We start from the raw sequence: 20,341 nt of genomic DNA, 5'->3' as shown, positions 1-20,341 counted from the left end.
AAATAAGAACCTATCTCTTTTTATGTTACACGGCATTCTGCGAATGCCGTGTGCTAATTGATTTACGAAGGAAATCAATTAGAGGAACGGCTCTTTGCCTAGCATTGGGGTAATCTCTTATATATATCGTGTGTAATTCTGCAATAAAATTAAAAAATGGTAAAAACATCAAAAAAGTCGTTGACATATAGATGAGTTTATGCTAAAGTGTAGAGTGCTTTATTGTGAAAATAGGGGTAATTTGCGCCCTATTGAATGAACAAAAAGACAAATTATAGACAAGGGGTGAAATGTCGATGGAGAAAAAGAGAATCCGTCCTGTGAAATCAGGTAGAAGCCTTCGTATGAGTTATTCTAGACAAAAAGAAGTTTTGGATATGCCAAATCTTATTGAGGTACAGAGAAATTCTTATGAATGGTTCCTTAGTGATGGACTAAAAGAAGCGTTAGATGATATCTCTCCTATTGAAGACTACAGCCAGAACTTAAGCCTTGAGTTCGTTGACTTCAAGTTATGTGTTGAAGATAAGAAGTATACGATTGAGGAATGTAAAGAAAGAGATGCAACATATGCAGCTCCTTTAAAAGTAAAGGTTAGACTTCATAACAAGGAAACAGGTGAATTTACTGAACATGATATATTTATGGGTGATTTGCCTTTAATGACAGAAACCGGTACATTCGTAATTAACGGTGCAGAACGTGTAATTGTCAGTCAGTTAGTACGTTCTCCTGGAATTTATTATGGTGTAAGTCATGATAAAGTTGGTAAAGAAATCTTTACATCAACTGTAATTCCTAACAGAGGTGCATGGTTAGAATACGAAACAGATTCAAATGATATATTTAGCGTTCGTGTGGACAGAACAAGAAAAGTGCCTGTAACAGTTCTTATTAGAGCTTTAGGAATAGGTACAAATGCAGAAATTATTGACTTGTTTGGCGAAGAACCTAAACTTCTCGCAAGTTTTGAAAAAGATCCATCAGAAGGATATCAGGATGGTCTTTTAGAACTCTATAAGAAGATTCGCCCAGGTGAACCTTTAAGTGTAGATAGCGCAGAATCATTAATTACAGGTATGTTCTTTGATTCAAGAAGATATGATTTGGCTAAAGTTGGACGTTATAAATTCAACAAGAAGCTTGCATTAAAGAACAGAATCAAAGGTCATGTACTCGCTGAAGATGTAGTAGATGCTACAACAGGTGAAGTACTTGCAAGCGCAGGTGACCGAGTAACAGAAGAAATGGCAATTAAGATTCAGAACGCAGCAGTACCGGCAGTTTGGATTCAGACTGAAATTAGAAATGAAAAAGTTCTTTCTAATATGATGGTAGATATTAATAGCTACGTTGATTTTGATTGCACTGATTTAGGCGTTAATGAAGCAGTATTTTATCCGGTTCTTGAAGAAATACTTCAGGAAAATGATACAGAAGAAGATCTTAAGGATGCAATTTCAAGAAGAATACATGAATTGATTCCTAAGCATATTACAAAGGAAGATATTTTAGCATCTATCAATTACTGCATGAATATCGAATGCGGTATTGGTACAGCTGATGATATTGACCATTTAGGAAACAGACGTATCAGAGCCGTAGGCGAATTGCTTCAGAACCAGTACAGAATAGGTCTTTCAAGAATGGAAAGAGTTGTTCGTGAAAGAATGACAACACAGGATCTTGAAGGAATTTCACCTCAGACTTTAATTAATATAAAACCAGTAACAGCAGCTGTGAAGGAATTCTTCGGAAGTTCTCAGTTATCACAGTTTATGGATCAGAATAACCCACTGGGTGAGTTGACACATAAGAGACGTCTTTCAGCGTTAGGACCTGGTGGTCTTTCAAGAGACCGTGCCGGATTCGAAGTTCGAGACGTACATTATACTCATTATGGTAGAATGTGTCCTATTGAAACACCTGAAGGTCCTAACATCGGTTTGATTAACTCATTTGCAACTTATGCAAGAATTAATGAATATGGATTTGTAGAAGCTCCTTATAGAAGAGTTGATAAGTCAGATCCATCAAACCCAAGAGTAACAGATGAAGTTGTATATCTTACAGCTGATGAAGAGGATAATTATACAGTAGCACAGGCTAATGAACCACTTGATGAAAATGGATACTTTATCCATAACAACGTATCAGGTCGTTACAGAGAAGAAACATCTCAGTTCCCTAAGAAGAGAATTGATCTTATGGACGTTTCTCCTAGAATGGTATTCTCTGTTGCTACATCAATGATTCCGTTCTTGCAGAACGATGATGCTAACCGTGCGTTGATGGGATCTAACATGCAGCGTCAGGCTGTTCCACTTATGACAACAGAAGCTCCTGTAATCGGTACAGGTATGGAAGCAAAAGCAGCTGTTGACTCAGGTGTATGTGTTGTCGCTAAACGTGCCGGTGTAGTTGAAAGAGCTACTTCAAAGGAAATTACTATTAAGTATGATGATAATGGAGAAAAGGAAACATATCATCTTTTGAAATTCCAGAGAAGTAACCAGGGTAACTGCTATAACCACAGAACAATCGTATTTAAGGGTGATCATGTGGAAGCAGGAGAAGTTATTGCCGATGGTGCATCAACATCTAATGGTGAAATCGCACTTGGAAAGAACCCATTAATTGGTTTCATGACATGGGAAGGTTATAACTACGAAGATGCTGTTTTACTTAGCGAAAGATTAGTACAGGATGATGTTTATACATCAATTCATATAGAAGAATACGAAACAGATGCAAGAGATACAAAACTTGGACCTGAAGAAATCACAAATGATGTTCCGGGTGTAGGTGATGAAGCACGTAAAGACTTGGATGAAAGAGGTATCATCAGAATTGGTGCTGAAGTTCGTGCCGGAGATATTCTTGTTGGAAAGGTTACACCAAAGGGTGAAACAGAACTTACACCTGAAGAAAGACTTTTAAGAGCTATCTTTGGTGAAAAGGCAAGAGAAGTAAGAGACACATCACTTAAAGTGCCACATGGTACTTCAGGTATCGTTGTAGATGCTAAAGTATTTAAGAGAGAAAATGGAGATGAATTAGCTCCTGGTGTAAACGAATCAGTTCGTATTTACATCGCACAGAAGAGAAAGATTTCAGTTGGTGATAAGATGGCCGGACGTCATGGTAATAAGGGTGTAGTTTCACGAGTATTACCAGTTGAAGATATGCCATTCCTTCCAAACGGAAGACCACTTGATATCGTACTTAACCCATTGGGTGTACCTTCTCGTATGAATATTGGACAGGTGCTTGAAATCCACTTTAGTTTAGCTGCTAAGGTATTAGGATTTAACATTGCTACTCCGGTATTTGATGGCGCGGATGAAAATGATATTATGGATACTCTCGAATTAGCTAATGATTATGCTAATATGGAATGGGGAGATTTCAAAGAAAAATATAATGATACATTACGTGAAGATGTAATGTCTTACCTTGAGGAACATCTTGACCACAGAGAAGAGTGGAAGGGTGTACCAATTTCAAGAAATGGTAAGGTAAGATTAAGAGATGGTAGAACAGGTGAATATTTTGATAGCCCGGTTACAATCGGATTCATGCATTACCTTAAACTCCATCACTTGGTTGATGATAAGATTCATGCACGTTCAACAGGTCCTTACTCACTTGTTACTCAGCAGCCACTTGGTGGTAAAGCTCAGTTCGGTGGACAGAGATTTGGTGAAATGGAAGTTTGGGCGCTTGAAGCTTATGGCGCATCATATACTCTTCAGGAAATCTTAACGGTTAAGTCTGATGATGTTGTTGGACGTGTTAAGACATATGAAGCAATTATTAAAGGTGAGAATATTCCACAGCCTGGAATTCCAGAGTCATTTAAGGTTCTTTTGAAGGAACTTCAGTCACTTGCCTTAGATGTTAAGGTATTAGATGAAAATGACGAAGAAGTAGAATTAAAGGAAAGCATTGATTATGGTGAAACAAACATAAATGCAATTATTAACAACGATAGAAACTTTAATTCAAATAAAGAAAATGCCAATGATTTTGAAAAAGCTGGTTATACAACACAGGAATTCGTTAACGAAGAACTTCAGGCAGTTGGCGCATCAGAAGATGTTTCTAGTGACGACAACGAGTAGTAGAAGGGAGATTTGATCATGACAGATAACAACATTAGTGAACAGGTGGCATTTGACAAGATTAAAATCGGTCTTGCATCACCGGAAAAGATCAGAGAATGGTCAAAGGGTGAAGTAACAAAACCAGAGACAATTAACTACAGAACTTTAAAGCCTGAAAAGGACGGATTGTTTTGTGAAAAAATCTTTGGACCTAGCAAAGACTGGGAATGTCATTGTGGAAAATATAAGAAAATCAGATATAAAGGTGTCATTTGTGACAGATGTGGTGTTGAAGTAACTAAGGCCAGCGTTCGTAGAGAGCGTATGGGTAGAGTTGAACTTGCAGCTCCTGTATCACACATTTGGTACTTCAAGGGTATCCCATCAAGAATGGGATTAATCCTTGATATATCACCAAAGGTATTGGAAAAAGTATTGTATTTTGCATCATACATTGTACTTGATCCAATGGATACAAATCTTGAGTACAAGCAGGTTTTATCTGAAAAAGAATTCAGAGAAGCTTATGAAGAATATGCAGGAAAATTCAGAGTAGGCATGGGTGCTGAAGCTATTAAAGAATTACTTGCAGCTATAGATTTGGATAAAGAAGCTGAAGAACTTAAAGCAGAGTTATTTGAAGCAACAGGTCAGAAAAAGACTAAGATTGTTAAAAGACTTGAAGTTATGGAAGCTTTCAGAAGTTCAGGAAACAAACCTGAATGGATGATTCTTGATGTAGTACCTGTAATTCCACCTGACTTAAGACCTATGGTACAGTTAGATGGTGGTAGATTTGCTACATCAGATTTAAATGATTTATACAGAAGAATCATAAATAGAAATAACCGTCTTAAGAGACTTCTTGAATTAGGCGCTCCGGAAATCATTGTTAGAAACGAAAAGAGAATGCTTCAGGAAGCTGTAGACGCGTTAATCGATAATGGTAGAAGAGGAAGACCTGTAACTGGTCCTGGAAACAGAGCTCTTAAGTCATTATCAGACATGCTTAAAGGTAAGCAGGGACGTTTCCGTCAGAACTTACTTGGTAAGCGTGTTGACTATTCAGGACGTTCAGTTATCGTTGTAGGACCGGAACTTAAGATTTATCAGTGCGGTCTTCCAAAAGAGATGGCTATTGAATTGTTCAAACCATTTGTTATGAAAGAATTAGTGGCAAATGGAACAGCACACAATATTAAGAGTGCTAAGAAGATGGTAGAAAGATTACAGACAGAAGTATGGGATGTATTAGAGGATGTAATTAAAGAACATCCAGTTATGCTTAACCGTGCCCCTACACTTCACAGACTTGGTATTCAGGCATTTGAACCTGTTTTAGTTGAAGGTAGAGCTATTAAGCTTCATCCACTTGTATGTACAGCTTATAATGCCGACTTCGATGGTGACCAGATGGCCGTGCATCTTCCATTGTCAGTAGAAGCACAGGCAGAATGTAGATTCTTATTATTGTCACCAAACAACTTATTAAAACCATCAGATGGTGCACCTGTAGCAGTTCCTTCACAGGATATGGTACTTGGTATTTACTATTTGACAATGGATAAATATGTTGATTATTCAGATGATGAGAAACTTGTTAAGACATTAGAAAAGGCAAAAGTTTACGAAGATGAAGACAGTATCAGAAAAGAATTAAATGATGGAAAAATTGATGTTGATTCAATGATTAAATTCCATGCGGATGACAGAGTTGTAATTTGTAAAACTATTGACGTTTTAGGACGTAGCTTTAGCAATGAAAATCAGGCAATTCTCGCATATGAAAATGGAGAAATTACTCTTCACCAGAAGATTCGTGTAAAGAGAACTGTATACAACAATGAAGGTAAGGAAATTACAGGTGTTGTTGATGCGACTCTTGGACGTTTAATATTTAATGAAATCCTTCCACAGGATTTGGGATTTGTTAAGAGAGAAACAGATGAAGACTTCCTTAAATTAGAAGTTGGATTCCACGTAGGAAAGAAACAGTTGAAACAGATTCTTGAAAAAGTAATCAATAACCATGGCGCAACAAAGACTGCTGAAGTTTTAGATGATATCAAGGCTATGGGTTATAAGTTCTCAACAAGAGCTGCCATGACAGTTTCAATTTCCGATATGACAGTACCTGCAGCTAAACAGCAGATTTTAGATGATGCTGAAGAAACTGTAGAAAAGATTACAAAGAACTATCGTCGTGGTTTCTTAACAGATGAAGAAAGATACAAAGAAGTAATTACAACATGGCAGAAAGCCGATGATGAAATTACAAAAGCCCTTCTTACAGGACTTGATAAATATAATAACATCTTTATGATGGCTGACTCTGGTGCCCGTGGTTCTGATAAGCAGATTAAACAGCTTGCCGGTATGCGTGGTTTGATGGCCGATACATCAGGTAGAACTATCGAGTTGCCTATTAAGTCAAACTTCCGTGAAGGTCTTGACGTTTTGGAATACTTCATTTCAGCTCATGGTGCTAGAAAAGGTATGGCAGATACAGCGTTAAGAACAGCCGATTCAGGATACTTAACAAGACGTCTTGTTGATGTATCACAGGATTTAATTATTCGTGATGTTGACTGTTGTGAAGGAAAGGCAATTCCATTTATGGAAATCGAAGCTTTCACAGACGGCGGTGAAGTAATTGAAAGTCTTGAAGAAAGAATTACAGGAAGATATTCTGCAGAAACAATTTATGATGCAGAAGGAAATATCATTGTAAAAGCAAACCACATGATTACACCAAAGCGTGCAGCAAAGGTTGTAGCTACAGGTGTAGACAAGGTTAAGATTCGTACAATTCTTACATGTAAATCACATGTAGGTGTATGTTCTAAGTGTTACGGTGCTAACATGGCTACAGGTCAGTCAGTACAGGTTGGTGAAGCAGTTGGTATTATTGCTGCTCAGTCAATCGGTGAACCTGGTACACAGCTTACAATGAGAACATTCCACTCAGGTGGTATCGCTGGAGATGATATTACACAGGGTCTTCCTAGAGTAGAAGAATTATTTGAAGCTAGAAAGCCAAAGGGTCTTGCTATTATTGCTGAATTTGGTGGAAGAGCTGAAATTAAAGAAAATAAAAAGAAACGTGAAATTGTTATTACTAATGATGAAACAGGCGAATCAAAGACATATTTGATTCCTTACGGTTCAAGAATTAAGATTCTTGACGGTGCAATCCTTGAAGCAGGTGACGAACTTACAGAAGGTAGTATAAACCCACACGATCTCTTAAAGATTAAGGGACTTCGTGCAGTTCAGGATTATATGATTCGTGAAGTACAGAGAGTTTACCGCTTACAGGGTGTAGAAATTAATGATAAGCACGTTGAAGTAATTGTACGTCAGATGCTTAAGAAGATTAAGGTTGACACAGCAGGAGATTCAGAATTCCTTCCAGGTACATCAGTTGACGTTCTTGATTTCAATGAAACAGTAGAACGTTTGCAGGAAGAAGGAAAAGAAGTTCCAACAGGTACTCAGGTAATGCTTGGTATCACAAAGGCCAGCCTTGCTACAAATTCATTCTTATCAGCAGCTTCATTCCAGGAAACAACAAGAGTTCTTACAGAAGCAGCTATTAATGGTAAGGTTGATCCACTTGTAGGTCTTAAGGAAAACGTAATCATTGGTAAATTAATCCCTGCAGGTACAGGTATGAAGAGATACCGTTCTGTAAAATTAGATACTGATGACAATATTGCAAATGCAATAAACGATGATGATGTTTTATCATTCTCAGAAGATGAAGAAATTACATCAGAAGACGTTGTTGCGGTTAGCGAAGATACAGAAGAATAAAAAAATCAAAAGCAATATACTTGCATTTGATAATATAAAAGACAGTTCGTAACCATCCTGTCTATAAACAAAACTAAGGATTTAATTTATGAAAAAAAGAGCGCCTTAGTGTGCTCTTTTTTTTGTTACGAACTATAAAACATCTGCTGTACGAGTGGTGATTATAGTTTAAATAAGTATATTATAAAGTGCTGTTTGATAAAGGAGCAATTAATTATGGTAGAAGGTTTTAATCCTGTAAGATATTCAATTATTAAAGGTAAATGTCCAAGAGAAATAGTAATGCTTGTTGGAAATGGGTGTAAATGGCGTAAATGCAGATTTTGTGATTATCATTTAGACTCAAGCCCTGACAAAGAATTTAATTATAAAATAAATAAAGCTGAACTTGAAAAAGTGACAGGAATGTTTGGTGAACTTGAAGTAATAAATTCAGGAAGTTTTGTAGATCTAGATGGAAATACAATTAAAATGATTAAGGATATTTGCGTAAATAAAAAAATAAAAAAAATTCATTTTGAATGTCATTGGATTCATAAAGATGAAGTTAAAGAATTTAAAAAGGAATTTATGGATTTGGGAGTAGAACCTGTAATTAGACTCGGATTAGAAACTTTTGATTATGACTTTAGAGAAAATTATCTTGTTAAAGGAATAGATGAAAAAAATCCGAAAATAATAGCTGAATATTTTGATGAAATTAATTTGCTTCAAGGAATAGAAGGACAAACAGCCGAATCTATGATTTGGGATATAGAAATGGGCTTAAAGCATTTTAAACGTGTATATGTAAATATTATGACAGAAAATAAAATGCCGATAAAGCCTGATAAAATGGTTATTGAGCAATTTAGAACAAAAGTATATCCACGATTTAAAGATAATGATAAAGTGGATATTCTATTAGAAAATACAGATTTTGGAGTTGGAGAGAATAAATGTTAAATGAAATTTTATTAATAGGTTCAATAATTGTAATTTATGGAATGACGCTTGTATTGTATAGAATTTTTGGAAAACAGGGATTATATACATTTACAATAATTGCAACAATAGGCGCTAATATCGAAGTTTTAATAGTTATTAATGCATTTGGAATGGAAATGACATTAGGAAATGTGTTATTTGCTTCTACATTTTTAATAACGGATATAATAAGTGAAATATATGGAAAAAAAGATGCTAAACTTGCGGTATATTTGGGTATATCTACATCAATTGCTTTTATAATTTTGTCGCAGTGGTGGCTTCAGTATATCCCTGCAGAAAGCGATTTTGCGATGCCTGCAATGAAGACAATTTTTTCAAATACACCAAGATTAATGCTTACAAGTATGATTGTATATGCCATAGTACAGCAATTTGATGTGTGGGCATATCATAAATGGTGGGAATTTACTAAAAAGAAGTTTGGTAATGAAAGAAAATATTTATGGATTAGAAACAATGGTTCAACACTTGTATCACAGTTCTTAAATAATCTATTATTTTCACTTGGTGCATTTTGGGGAATACATTCAACATCAACAATAATAAAAATTGTAATTTCCAGTTATGTGATATTTATTGTAACAAGCCTTGCTGATACACCTTTTGTATATTGTGCAAGATTGATTTATGATAAAAATAAAGAAAAAGATAAATTTAAAAAGTAAAGATTAAATGTACATGTGATGTGAGAAAAAATAATATATAAAAATGGTGCCTTATAGATTGAAAGAACTTTTAGTTTGAAACAATCTGTAGGGCATTTTTTGTGTGCTGATTATGTACAAAATTCTAAGCAATTAAAAATATTATTTTTACTGAATTACTATATGAAAGATTTTAAGCAATTAACATTAATGCTATTTTTTGATAAAAAAGAGAACTAAATATACCGACAATACAGCAACAGATTATTATTACAAAATAACATCTTATGTAAATAATCAGGAATCGGGTTTATCAGATTCTATTTCAGAAAATTTGTTATGTAATGCTTACAGGAAGTCCTGGAATTTCTCATGTAGTAAATTATTCAGGGTGAGCTGCAACATATGTGGGACAAAGACAGATTCTTACTTTATACGGTTCAGGTTTGGCATTGCCAACTATTAAATTAATTAACAGTTTAACATATTAAAGCGTTAACTATTGAAAATAATGTGTAATTTGCTTATAATACTCTTTATATGCAGTTAGTTAAAGTGCTTTCGAATTTATTAATTCAATCCAGATAACACATAAATGCATAAAGAACAATTTATGAAAAGGAAAGAAAAAAGATGAAAGATACGCTTGAAATCAGATGGCACGGACGTGGAGGACAAGGTGCCAAAACAGCAGCTTTGCTTTTAGCAGAAGTGGCGTTTAAAACAGGTAAATATGCTCAGGGTTTCCCTGAATATGGTCCTGAAAGAATGGGTGCGCCAATTACTGCTTACGACAGAATAAGTGATTCAGAAATTCGAGTTCATTCGAATATTTATGATCCGGAATTTGTAGTTGTAGTTGATGAAACTTTATTAGAGATTGTCGATGTTACAGCAGGTCTTAAAGAAGATGGAGCAATTCTAATTAATACTGCAAAAAGTAAGGAAGAAATATTACCACTGTTAAAAGGATATAAAGGAAAAGTTTACACAGTTGATGCCAGAAAGATTTCAATGGAAACTCTTGGTAAAAATTTCCCTAATACACCAATGCTTGCAGCTATAGTAAAGGTTACAGGAGTAATCGATGATGAAACATTCTTGAATGAGATGGAAGGTTCATTCAAGCATAAATTTGCAAGAAAACCTGAAGTAATTGAAGGAAATATGCAAGCTCTTAAGGTAGCTTTAAGGGAGGTTAAATAAATGGCAAAGACAGATATAACAAAGTTAGGAACTGATGTAGCATGGCAGGATGTTACAAGAGGTAACACAGTTGTAGGTTGCGGAACAACAAAGCAGTTTGTAACAGGTGACTGGACAAATGTAGCACCTGTTATAGATGAAGAAAAATGCAAACAGTGTTTATTATGCGTACCTTGTTGCCCGGATAGCGCAATTCCGGTAAAAGATTACAAGAGATGTGCAATAGATTATGATCATTGTAAAGGATGTGGAATTTGTGTTAAAGCATGTCCATTTGGAGCAATAAAGATGGAGGTGAAGAAGAATGCCTAAGAAAGTACAGATGTCAGGAAATGAAGCAGTTGCAAATGCTTTAAGACAGATTAATCCGGATGTATTTCCAATGTTTCCGATCACACCATCAACTGAAATTCCACAGTATTTTGCAAATTATGTATCAAATGGATTAGTTGATACAGAATTTATTACAGTTGAAAGTGAACATAGTTCAATGTCAGCAGCAATTGGTGCATCAGCAGCAGGAGCGAGAGCATTGACAGCAACATCATCTGCAGGACTCGCATTTATGTGGGAAGTATTAGGTGTTGCAGCATCTCATAGAGTACCTGTCGTATTAGCAGCAGTTTGTAGAGCTCTTACAGGCCCTCTTAACATTAACTGTGATCATTCAGATACAATGGGAGCAAGAGATTCAGGTTGGATTCAGTTATATGCTGAAACAAATCAGGAAGCATATGACAATATGGTTATGGCTTACAGAATTGCAGAACATAAGGATGTTATGTTACCAATTATGATTTGCCAGGATGGATTTATTACAAGTCATGCCGTAATGAATATGGAATTACTTGATGATGATGTAGTAAAGAATTTCGTTGGAGAATATGAGCCGGAAGATTATTTGCTCAATCCAAATGAAACATATGCAGTAGGACCATATGCCATCACTGATTACTATATGGAATCAAGAAAAGCACAGGCTCATGCAATGGAAAATGCAAAGCAGGTAATTAAAGATATTGCAGAAGAATTTGAAAAAATATCAGGACGTAAATACGGTCTTATTGAAGAATATAGAATGGAAGATGCTGAATATGCAGTTGTTATTATAGGTTCAGCTGCAGGAACAACAAAGGAAGCAATCGACCATATGAGAGAAAATGGTGAAAAGGTAGGTCTTATAAAAGTAAGATCATTCAGACCTTTCCCTGGAGAAGAAATTGCAGCTTCACTTAAAAAATGTAAGGCTGTAGCAATAATGGACAGATCTGAAAGCTTTTCAACAAATGGAGGCCCATTAGGAGCAGAGACAATGCAGGCAATGTACACAGCAAGATGTACAGCTCTTACAATTGATATCATGTATGGTATTGGTGGACGTGATGTTACAGTTGATGACATGATTAATGTATATGATACATTAAAAGACATCGCAGTAACAGGAGAAACAGGTGACGTTTACAGATACATGGGATTAAGAGATAAGGAGGCAAAATAAATGGGTTACAATTTTAAAGAAACAATGAATAAGCCTGAAAGATTTGCTCCCGGTCATAGAATGTGTGCAGGTTGTGGAGCTACTATAACAGCAAGAAACGTTCTTAGAGGACTTCATGAAGGTGATAAGGCAGTTATTTCATGTGCAACAGGATGTTTAAATGTATCGTCATTTATGTATCCATATGTAGCATGGGAAGACAGTTATATACATAGTGCATTTGAAAACGCAAGTTCGACAATGAGTGGTGTTGAAGGTGCATATAAGGCTTTAAAGAAAAAAGGCAAATTAAAAGAAGATTATAAATTCATTACATTTGGTGGTGATGGTGGTACATATGATATCGGTATCCAGTCTCTTTCAGGAGCAATGGAAAGAGGAACAAATATGACGTATGTATGCTACGATAATGGAGCATATATGAATACCGGTACACAACGTTCATCAGCAACTCCAATGTATGCGGATACAACAACAACACCTGTTGGACCAAAATGTAAAGGTAAAGCACAGTATAGAAAAGATTTAGCAGCAATACTTGCAGCACATGACATTCCATACGTTGCACAGACAACTTTACTTCAGGGTTTTAAAGATATGCATGTAAAAGCTGAAAAAGCTTTCTATACAGATGGACCGGCATTTTTAAATGTTATGTCACCATGTCCTACAGGATGGAAATATAAAGCTGACGAAATAATGGAAATATGTAAGTTAGGTGTAGAAACTAATTACTGGCCATTATTTGAAGTGATTGATGGCAAATGGATTTTGAATTATGAACCAAAGAAGAGACTTCCAATTGAAGAATTTTTAAGAACACAGGGAAGATTTAAACATTTGTTTAAACCTGAAAATGAACACCTGATTGAAGAATTCCAGAAGGAAGTTGACAGAAGATGGGATGATTTGTTATTCAAATGTAGCAGATAACAGTATGAAAAATGCTGTTGTAAAATTACACAAAATGGTGTAAATTAAGATAGATTAATATTGACATATAAAGGCTGCCAAAAATAGAGAATATAATTTCTGTTTTTGACAGCCGATTTTTCTGAAGGAAAGAATAGGAATAAGATGGAATTTGAATTTAATCGAGAAAAAAGCAGTTTCATAAAAGTTTTAAAAGGAAAATGCGAAAAAAATGCATTAAAGTGCAGTGTTGAAGATAATAAAATAATGATTGAAACATTTGATAATTCAGAAGGAAAGTTAGAAGATGCTATACCGGCAGTTTTTAAAGGAACAATTGAAGCTAAAGAAAATAAAACATCAATTAAAGGAAGATTTACAAACGGATTTTATTTGACAACATTAGTAGCGGTAGCAGCGATATTAATAATTGCAAGATTATCATGGTCAATATATCAGAAACAATTGGACAATATTATTATGTGTGCCATAGCTACTGCAATATTAGTAATTGTTTGTGTAGTTGTTAACATTAAAGGGAAAAAAACAAAAGAAAGAATAATAACTTTGTTGAAACAACTACAATAATGTTAATAAAGTATGAAACAAGGATGGGTATGTTGCCTTTTGAAATCTGTCTGTTATAATGATATGAAAAAAGTATTTGTTGAATTATACAAGAAATGATTTTATTGACTTATACTCGTATAAATACAAAAAATAATTTTATTGACTTATGTCCGTAGAATGGTAAAAGGAATAATTAGTAATGAATAATAAAGTAAGTTCAGCTACAAAAAATATAATAATGGTATGCTTAAGCAATGGTTTGACAATTTTAGTCGGACTGTTCATGGGATTTATTTTGCCAAAGAATATTAGTGTTGATAGTTATGCAAATTATCAGATTTATAATTTATATATAGCGTATGCGGGGTTCTTTCATTTTGGACTTGTAAACGGAATATATATTAAGTATGGAAAATATGATTATGAAGATATTCCATACAGTAAGTTTAAAGCATTTTTAAAAAGCCTGATAGTAATTCATATAATTTCTGCATTGGCGTTGTTAGCATTTGTTATATTTGCAAGTGGTGGAAATGATATAGATCAAAGAATTGCATATCTTTTTGTAATAGTTAATATTCCGTTGATTAATATTAAATGGTTCTTTTCATCTATAAATCAATTTACAAAGAGATTTGTTATAGACAGTTATCTTACAATAACTCAGAATGTTTTAAATGTTGTAGCAGTAGGATGTATTATAGCATTTCATCTGTACACATATTTAAGTATTTTAATATTCACAACAATAATGAATTTTGTATGTATGAGTTTGTCTATATATCAAAATAAAGAAATTATACTTGCAAAATCAGGAAAAGTTAAGTTATCCGAAGTTGGTGGATTAATAAAAACAGGTTTTTTCCTGATGCTTAGTGAGTTTGTTGGAATTATTATTTTAGGAATAGACAGTATATTTGTACAACAGTTTATGCCTAAATATACATTTTCAATGTATCAGTTTGCGGTTTCAATAGTAAGTCTTGTATTTACAATGGTAACGGTTGTTACAAATCTTGTGTATCCATATCTTGTTAGAGCGGATGAAAATAAATATGGATTATATTATACGATGCTTAGTGATGTGGTATCTGTTGTTTCAGCAGCAGCAATGGCGGCATTTTTTGCAGCAAAATTTATCATACAATTATGGATACCTAAATATAATGATAGCATTCCTATAGTCGCAATTTTGTTTGGAACTATAGTATTCAGAATTTTAATAATGTTGGTATGTGGAAATTATTTTAAAGTACTTAAGATGATAAAGGAATACACTGCTAACAACATTATGGCAATTACCATAGGCTTTGCGTTTGATGTAATAGCATTGGTTGTGTTTAATGATTCATGGTACATTGCGTTAGCAAGTCTTGCGTCATTTATAGTATGGTATTTAATTACAGATAGAAAATTTATAAAGCATTTTAAATTGAAAGTTAAGGATTGGATGCCAAGATATTTTTATATCGTAGTAAGTTTAGGGGCATTTTATTTCTTTGCAAATCATGATTGGGTAGTAAGTATTTTTGTCTATGGAATATTTACGGTTATATTTGGAATAGCATGCTTTGCAAAATATATAAAAGTAATAAACGAGATGAGAGTAAAATAAACTTGACAATAAACAGATGACAAATTAGTATATTAGTAAGTTCCAAAGGCGGTAACCCGGAGTCGGGTTGCCGCTTTTTGCTATATATAGCAAGGCCCTGTTTATGAAACAGAGTTTTAGGTGATGAAAAACGAGGCTTTAAATTATATTAATAATGAAAAAGGAAGGGAGTATGTTTATGAAAGGATTTGCAAAGACACTGGGAGATGTTTTGTCAACAATTGACGGAATTGTATGGGGACCAATTATGTTATGCTTATTAGTTGGAACCGGAGTAATTTTAACTATCAGAACAAGAGGATTAGGATGGAGAAATTTAGGTTATGCCCTTAAGTCGACACTTAGTAAAGAAGCAAGAACAAAAAGTAGAGGAAGTGGAGATATTTCACCATTTTCAGCTCTGACAACAGCGCTTGCAGCAACAATTGGTACCGGAAACATCGTAGGTGTTGCTACAGCCATGGTATCAGGTGGACCCGGAGCATTAGTATGGATGTGGTTGTCGGCAGCATTTGGAATTACATCAAAATTTAGTGAATGTATGCTTGCAATTAAGTACAGAGAAGTAAATGCTAATGGGGAAATGTCAGGTGGTCCTATGTACACAATGAAAAAGGCATTTAAAAATAAAAAGATTGGGGCAGTACTTGGCTGGGTGTTTGCCTTATTCGCTGTAATAGCATCATTTGGAATAGGAAATCTTACACAGGCAAACTCGATATCAGAGTCATTAAAATCTACATGGAACATCCCAACAAATGTTGTTGGGGTAATTCTTACAATTTTAGCTTTAATTATAATTGTAGGTGGAATCAAATCAATATCAAAAGTATCACAGGTTGTAGTACCTGCAATGGCAATATTTTATGTAATAGCAGGTTTAGTGGTAATTATAATTAATATAGAAAATGTTCCCGCAGGATTGACAGCAGTTTTTCAATCTGCAATAGGGATACAGCCACTTGCAGGAGGAGTAGCAGGAACAATTACAGCTTCAATGATGAACGCAATGAGATTTGGTGTAGCAAGAGGTGTTTTTTCAAATGAAGCAGGTATGGGCTCAGCTGCCATAACTGCAGCAGCAGCTACAACAGATAATCATGTAAGACAGGGATACATAAATATGACAGGAACGTTTTACGATACAATAGTTGTATGTACTATTACAGGATTATGTATTGCAAGCTCAGGTGTACTTGGAACAACAGATGCATCAGGAGAATTAGTATCTGGAGCTGCCTTGACAATTGCAGCATTTAGTACGGCTTTAGGTAAATGGGGAGCTTACCTTGTTACAATAGGAATTGCATTATTTGCATTTTCAACAATACTTGGATGGGAGTATCATGGAGAAAAAGCATTTGAATATATTTTGGGAACACACAAATACAACATGATTTACAGAATATTATTTTCTTTAATTGCATACATAGGAGCTACAACAACATTACAGATTGTATGGGATTTCTCAGATATAGCCAATGCGCTTATGGCTATTCCGAACTTAATATGTCTTCTTGCTTTAAGCGGTGAAATTGCAAAAGATATGATAGAATTTCAAAAAGTAATTAAGGCAGAGAAAAATAAGGAATAGAATATTATTATTGAAATATGAATAAAATGCAATGTTTTGTATCATAATAAATGAAAAAATAGTTTAAAATTTTTAGAAAAGAGAGATAAAAAGTAATAAAACAGGGCCAAATTTATATGCGTTTATAAAATGCAATAAATTTGGCCTTGAAATATAATAGGCATAATTTGTAAATAAATGTTTCAAATGGTATATATGTGTGTTATACTAAATGGGTGAATTTATTTACCAAAAAAGAGAAAAGGAGGAGAAAGGTATGATTCAGAGAAGAAGTATTGCAATGTGCATAATTCTCTCACTCGTAACATGCGGGATTTACGGAATATATTGGTTTGTTGTTTTAACAGACGATGCGAACACATTATTGCCGGATAACAAAGGATTGAACAATACATCAGGAGGTGTAGCATTCTTGCTTTCACTCGTAACATGTGGAATATATGGTCTTTATTGGGCTTATAAGCAGGGTGAAAAGATTGACGAAGCAAAAACAGCAAGAGGAATTATGTCAAGTAACTCAGGAATTATTTATTTGTTATTGACTATTTTTGGATTCGGAATTATTGCAGAAGCTTTAATGCAGAATGAATTAAACAGCATGGCGTTTTAATAATAAATTAAATAGTATGGTGTTTAAAAATGAATTAAATAACATGACATTTAATTTATAAAAAGTTACAATGTATGAAAATATCGAAAGAAATTAACAATTTTTACATTTTTATAAAGAAAAGTATCGAAAATTAATTTTTTAAATGATATGTTGACAAAAAAATATAACACATATATAATGGCATAGTATGCGAACAGGCATATTATGCCTTTTTGCTACAAATAAATGTGATTTACACATAATTCTAATAACAGGAGGTGAAAAAAGGATGCCTACATTTAACCAGTTAGTAAGAAAAGGACGTCAGACTTCAGTTAAGAAGTCAACTGCTCCAGCATTATTAAAGAGCTATAACTCTTTAAACAAGAAGATGAATGATACAGCTTCTCCACAGAAACGTGGTGTTTGTACAGCAGTTAAGACAGCTACACCTAAGAAGCCTAACTCAGCTCTTAGAAAGATTGCCAGAGTACGTCTTTCAAATGGTATTGAAGTAACAAGCTACATTCCAGGTGAAGGTCATAATCTTCAGGAACATAGCGTTGTACTTATCCGTGGTGGTAGAGTAAAAGATTTACCAGGTACAAGATACCATATCATCAGAGGTACACTTGATACAGCAGGTGTTGCTAAGAGACGTCAGGCCCGTTCTAAATACGGCGCTAAGAGACCAAAAGACGCTAAGTAGGAAAGGCTTTTATAAGCCAATCACAGGTTGAATGATTTTAGTGCCGGTTATTAGAATTATTACAGGGCAGAGTTTGACACGAAAGTTAAACTTTGCGGTGTTAGAAATAGAGTCTAAAGCCGTGCGCAAGGACACAACTTATGTGAGTACCGAAGATCTAATCGCAGGAGACTCACAAGTGAGGAAACCTGCAAAATCTAAATTTGTGAATATTTTAGGCAAATTTAGGAAAAATTGATTAAGGAGGGAAGTAACATGCCACGTAAAGGACATACTCAGAAAAGAGAAGTATTAGCAGATCCAATGTACAATAACGTAGTAGTTACAAAGCTTATCAACAACATTATGTTAGATGGTAAGAAAGGCGTAGCTCAGAAGATCGTATACGGAGCTTTTGATAGAGTTGCAAACCAGACTGGTAAAGATGCAATCGAAGTTTTCGAAGAAGCTATGAACAACATCATGCCAGCACTTGAAGTTAAAGCAAGACGTATCGGTGGTGCAACATACCAGGTTCCTATTGAAGTTAGACCTGAAAGAAGACAGGCTTTAGGACTTCGTTGGATTACATTGTATTCTCGTCAGAGAAGTGAAAAGACAATGGAAGAAAGATTAGCTAACGAAATCATGGATGCTGCAAACAATACAGGTTCTTCAGTAAAGAAGAAAGAAGATATGCATAAGATGGCTGAAGCAAACAAAGCATTTGCTCACTATCGTTTCTAATAAAACTGTAAGTGTTACAAGACAGGTTGCATAGCAATAACTGTTTTGTAACAAATATACAGTTTTAATTTTAAATTCATGCAAATGAACAATAAATTAAGGAGGAAAAAACCTTGGCTGGAAGAGAATATCCACTAGATAGAACAAGAAACATTGGTATTATGGCTCATATCGATGCCGGTAAGACTACATTAACAGAACGTATCTTATATTATACTGGTGTAAATTATAAAATTGGTGAGACTCATGATGGCGCTTCTACAATGGACTGGATGGAACAGGAACAGGAAAGAGGTATCACAATTACTTCAGCTGCTACAACATGCCACTGGACATTAGAAGATCATCACAAACCAAAAAAAGGTGCGTTAGAACATCGTATCAACATTATTGATACTCCCGGACACGTTGACTTTACAGTAGAAGTTGAGCGTTCACTTCGTGTATTAGATGGTGCTGTAGGTGTATTTGATGCTAAGGCAGGTGTTGAACCACAGTCAGAAAACGTATGGCGTCAGGCTGACACATACAATGTACCTCGTATGGCATTCATTAACAAGATGGATAAAATGGGTGCAGATTTCTTTTATTCAGTTCAGACAATCATTGATCGTTTGGGCAAGAATGCAATCCCAGTTCAGATTCCAATCGGTAAAGAAGACGATTTCGCCGGATTAATCGATTTATTTGAAATGGAAGCATATTACTATAAAGATGATAAGGGTGAAGATATCGAAATTACAACAATCCCTGATGACTTAAAGGATCTTGCTAATGAATGGCATGACAACCTTGTTGAAAAGATTTGTGAATTAGATGATGACCTTACATTAATGTATCTTGAAGGTGAAGAACCATCAATCGAAGAAATGAAGAAGGTTCTTAGAAGAGCTACAATCGCTTGTGAAGCAGTTCCTGTATATTGTGGATCAGCTTACAAGAACAAAGGTGTACAGAAGATGTTAGACGGTGTTATCGAATACATGCCAGCTCCAACAGATATCCCTGATATCACAGGTGTTGATGAAGATGGTAACGAAGTAGTACGTCATTCATCAGATGATGAACCTTTTGCAGCTTTAGCATTCAAGATTATGACTGACCCATTCGTAGGTAAGTTAGCATTCTTCAGAGTTTACTCTGGTACAATGAACTCAGGTTCATATGTATTAAATGCTACAAAGGGTAAGAAAGAGCGTGTTGGACGTATCGTACAGATGCATGCTAACAAGCGTACAGAAATAGATAAAGTATATTCAGGAGATATTGCAGCTGCTGTAGGTTTCAAGTTGACTACAACAGGTGATACAATCTGTGATGAACAGCATCCTGTAATTCTTGAATCAATGGAATTCCCAGAACC

15 protein-coding genes are annotated in these 20,341 nt (G+C 34.8%); all 15 read left to right on the top strand.

All coding sequences use genetic code 11. From position 1 onward, the window contains the following. Positions 1–296 precede the first annotated feature (296 nt). Entirely contained in the window at positions 297–4,124 is a 3,828-nt protein-coding gene (locus ABMA45_RS10605; protein ID WP_117908864.1) for a DNA-directed RNA polymerase subunit beta, read from the top strand. An 18-nt stretch (positions 4,125–4,142) separates the two neighbouring features. Next, a complete protein-coding gene (rpoC, locus tag ABMA45_RS10600) occupies positions 4,143–7,922 on the top strand; it encodes a DNA-directed RNA polymerase subunit beta' (RefSeq protein WP_022089866.1) in 3,780 nt (1,259 codons plus the stop codon). 216 nt (positions 7,923–8,138) lie between these two features. Then, positions 8,139–8,867 (top strand): radical SAM domain protein, encoded by a 729-nt coding sequence (locus tag ABMA45_RS10595; RefSeq protein WP_022089865.1) that lies wholly within the window; start codon positions 8,139–8,141, stop codon positions 8,865–8,867. Next, positions 8,861–9,577, top strand: a complete 717-nt coding sequence (locus tag ABMA45_RS10590) for a queuosine precursor transporter (RefSeq protein ID WP_022089864.1) — start codon at positions 8,861–8,863, stop codon at positions 9,575–9,577. The genes ABMA45_RS10595 and ABMA45_RS10590 overlap by 7 nt, the downstream gene beginning before the upstream one ends. Before the next feature lie 612 nt (positions 9,578–10,189). Then, positions 10,190–10,762, top strand: coding sequence for a 2-oxoacid:acceptor oxidoreductase family protein (locus ABMA45_RS10585; protein ID WP_022089863.1), 573 nt, complete (start codon positions 10,190–10,192; stop codon positions 10,760–10,762). Then, the gene (locus tag ABMA45_RS10580) at positions 10,763–11,074 is read left to right on the top strand and encodes a 4Fe-4S binding protein (protein WP_022089862.1); all 312 of its coding nucleotides are present in this window, start codon (positions 10,763–10,765) and stop codon (positions 11,072–11,074) included. It begins immediately after the preceding gene. Beyond that, the gene (porA, locus tag ABMA45_RS10575; RefSeq protein ID WP_022089861.1) at positions 11,067–12,260 is read left to right on the top strand and encodes a pyruvate flavodoxin/ferredoxin oxidoreductase thiamine diP-binding domain protein; all 1,194 of its coding nucleotides are present in this window, start codon (positions 11,067–11,069) and stop codon (positions 12,258–12,260) included. The genes ABMA45_RS10580 and porA overlap by 8 nt, the downstream gene beginning before the upstream one ends. Continuing rightward, positions 12,261–13,193, top strand: a complete 933-nt coding sequence (locus ABMA45_RS10570) for a thiamine pyrophosphate-dependent enzyme (RefSeq protein WP_022089860.1) — start codon at positions 12,261–12,263, stop codon at positions 13,191–13,193. 144 nt (positions 13,194–13,337) lie between these two features. Then, positions 13,338–13,760 carry a hypothetical protein gene (locus tag ABMA45_RS10565; RefSeq protein WP_022089859.1) on the top strand — a complete coding sequence of 141 codons (423 nt, stop codon included), beginning with the start codon at positions 13,338–13,340 and terminating at the stop codon, positions 13,758–13,760. A gap of 181 nt (positions 13,761–13,941) precedes the next feature. Then, positions 13,942–15,357 (top strand): lipopolysaccharide biosynthesis protein, encoded by a 1,416-nt coding sequence (locus tag ABMA45_RS10560; RefSeq protein WP_022089858.1) that lies wholly within the window; start codon positions 13,942–13,944, stop codon positions 15,355–15,357. A gap of 178 nt (positions 15,358–15,535) precedes the next feature. Continuing rightward, positions 15,536–16,951 carry an alanine/glycine:cation symporter family protein gene (locus tag ABMA45_RS10555; protein WP_022089857.1) on the top strand — a complete coding sequence of 472 codons (1,416 nt, stop codon included), beginning with the start codon at positions 15,536–15,538 and terminating at the stop codon, positions 16,949–16,951. A gap of 256 nt (positions 16,952–17,207) precedes the next feature. Next, the gene (locus ABMA45_RS10550) at positions 17,208–17,561 is read left to right on the top strand and encodes a DUF4234 domain-containing protein (RefSeq protein WP_022089856.1); all 354 of its coding nucleotides are present in this window, start codon (positions 17,208–17,210) and stop codon (positions 17,559–17,561) included. Between the two features lie 271 nt (positions 17,562–17,832). After that, complete coding sequence (gene rpsL / locus ABMA45_RS10545; protein WP_022089855.1) at positions 17,833–18,252, top strand: 30S ribosomal protein S12; 420 nt, start codon at positions 17,833–17,835, stop codon at positions 18,250–18,252. 255 nt (positions 18,253–18,507) lie between these two features. Beyond that, on the top strand, positions 18,508–18,978 hold the full coding sequence (gene rpsG / locus ABMA45_RS10540; protein WP_022089854.1) for a 30S ribosomal protein S7: 471 nt from the start codon (positions 18,508–18,510) through the stop codon (positions 18,976–18,978). Between the two features lie 113 nt (positions 18,979–19,091). After that, on the top strand, positions 19,092–20,341 hold a 1,250-nt coding region (locus tag ABMA45_RS10535; RefSeq protein WP_348030319.1), incomplete at its 3' end, for an elongation factor G.

This window comes from Eubacterium sp. CAG:156 (assembly GCF_000434315.1).
Lineage (GTDB): Bacteria > Bacillota > Clostridia > Lachnospirales > Lachnospiraceae > Eubacterium_U > Eubacterium_U album.
Note: the sequence above shows the minus strand (reverse complement) of the source record. Positions and strands in the feature narration are given on the sequence as shown.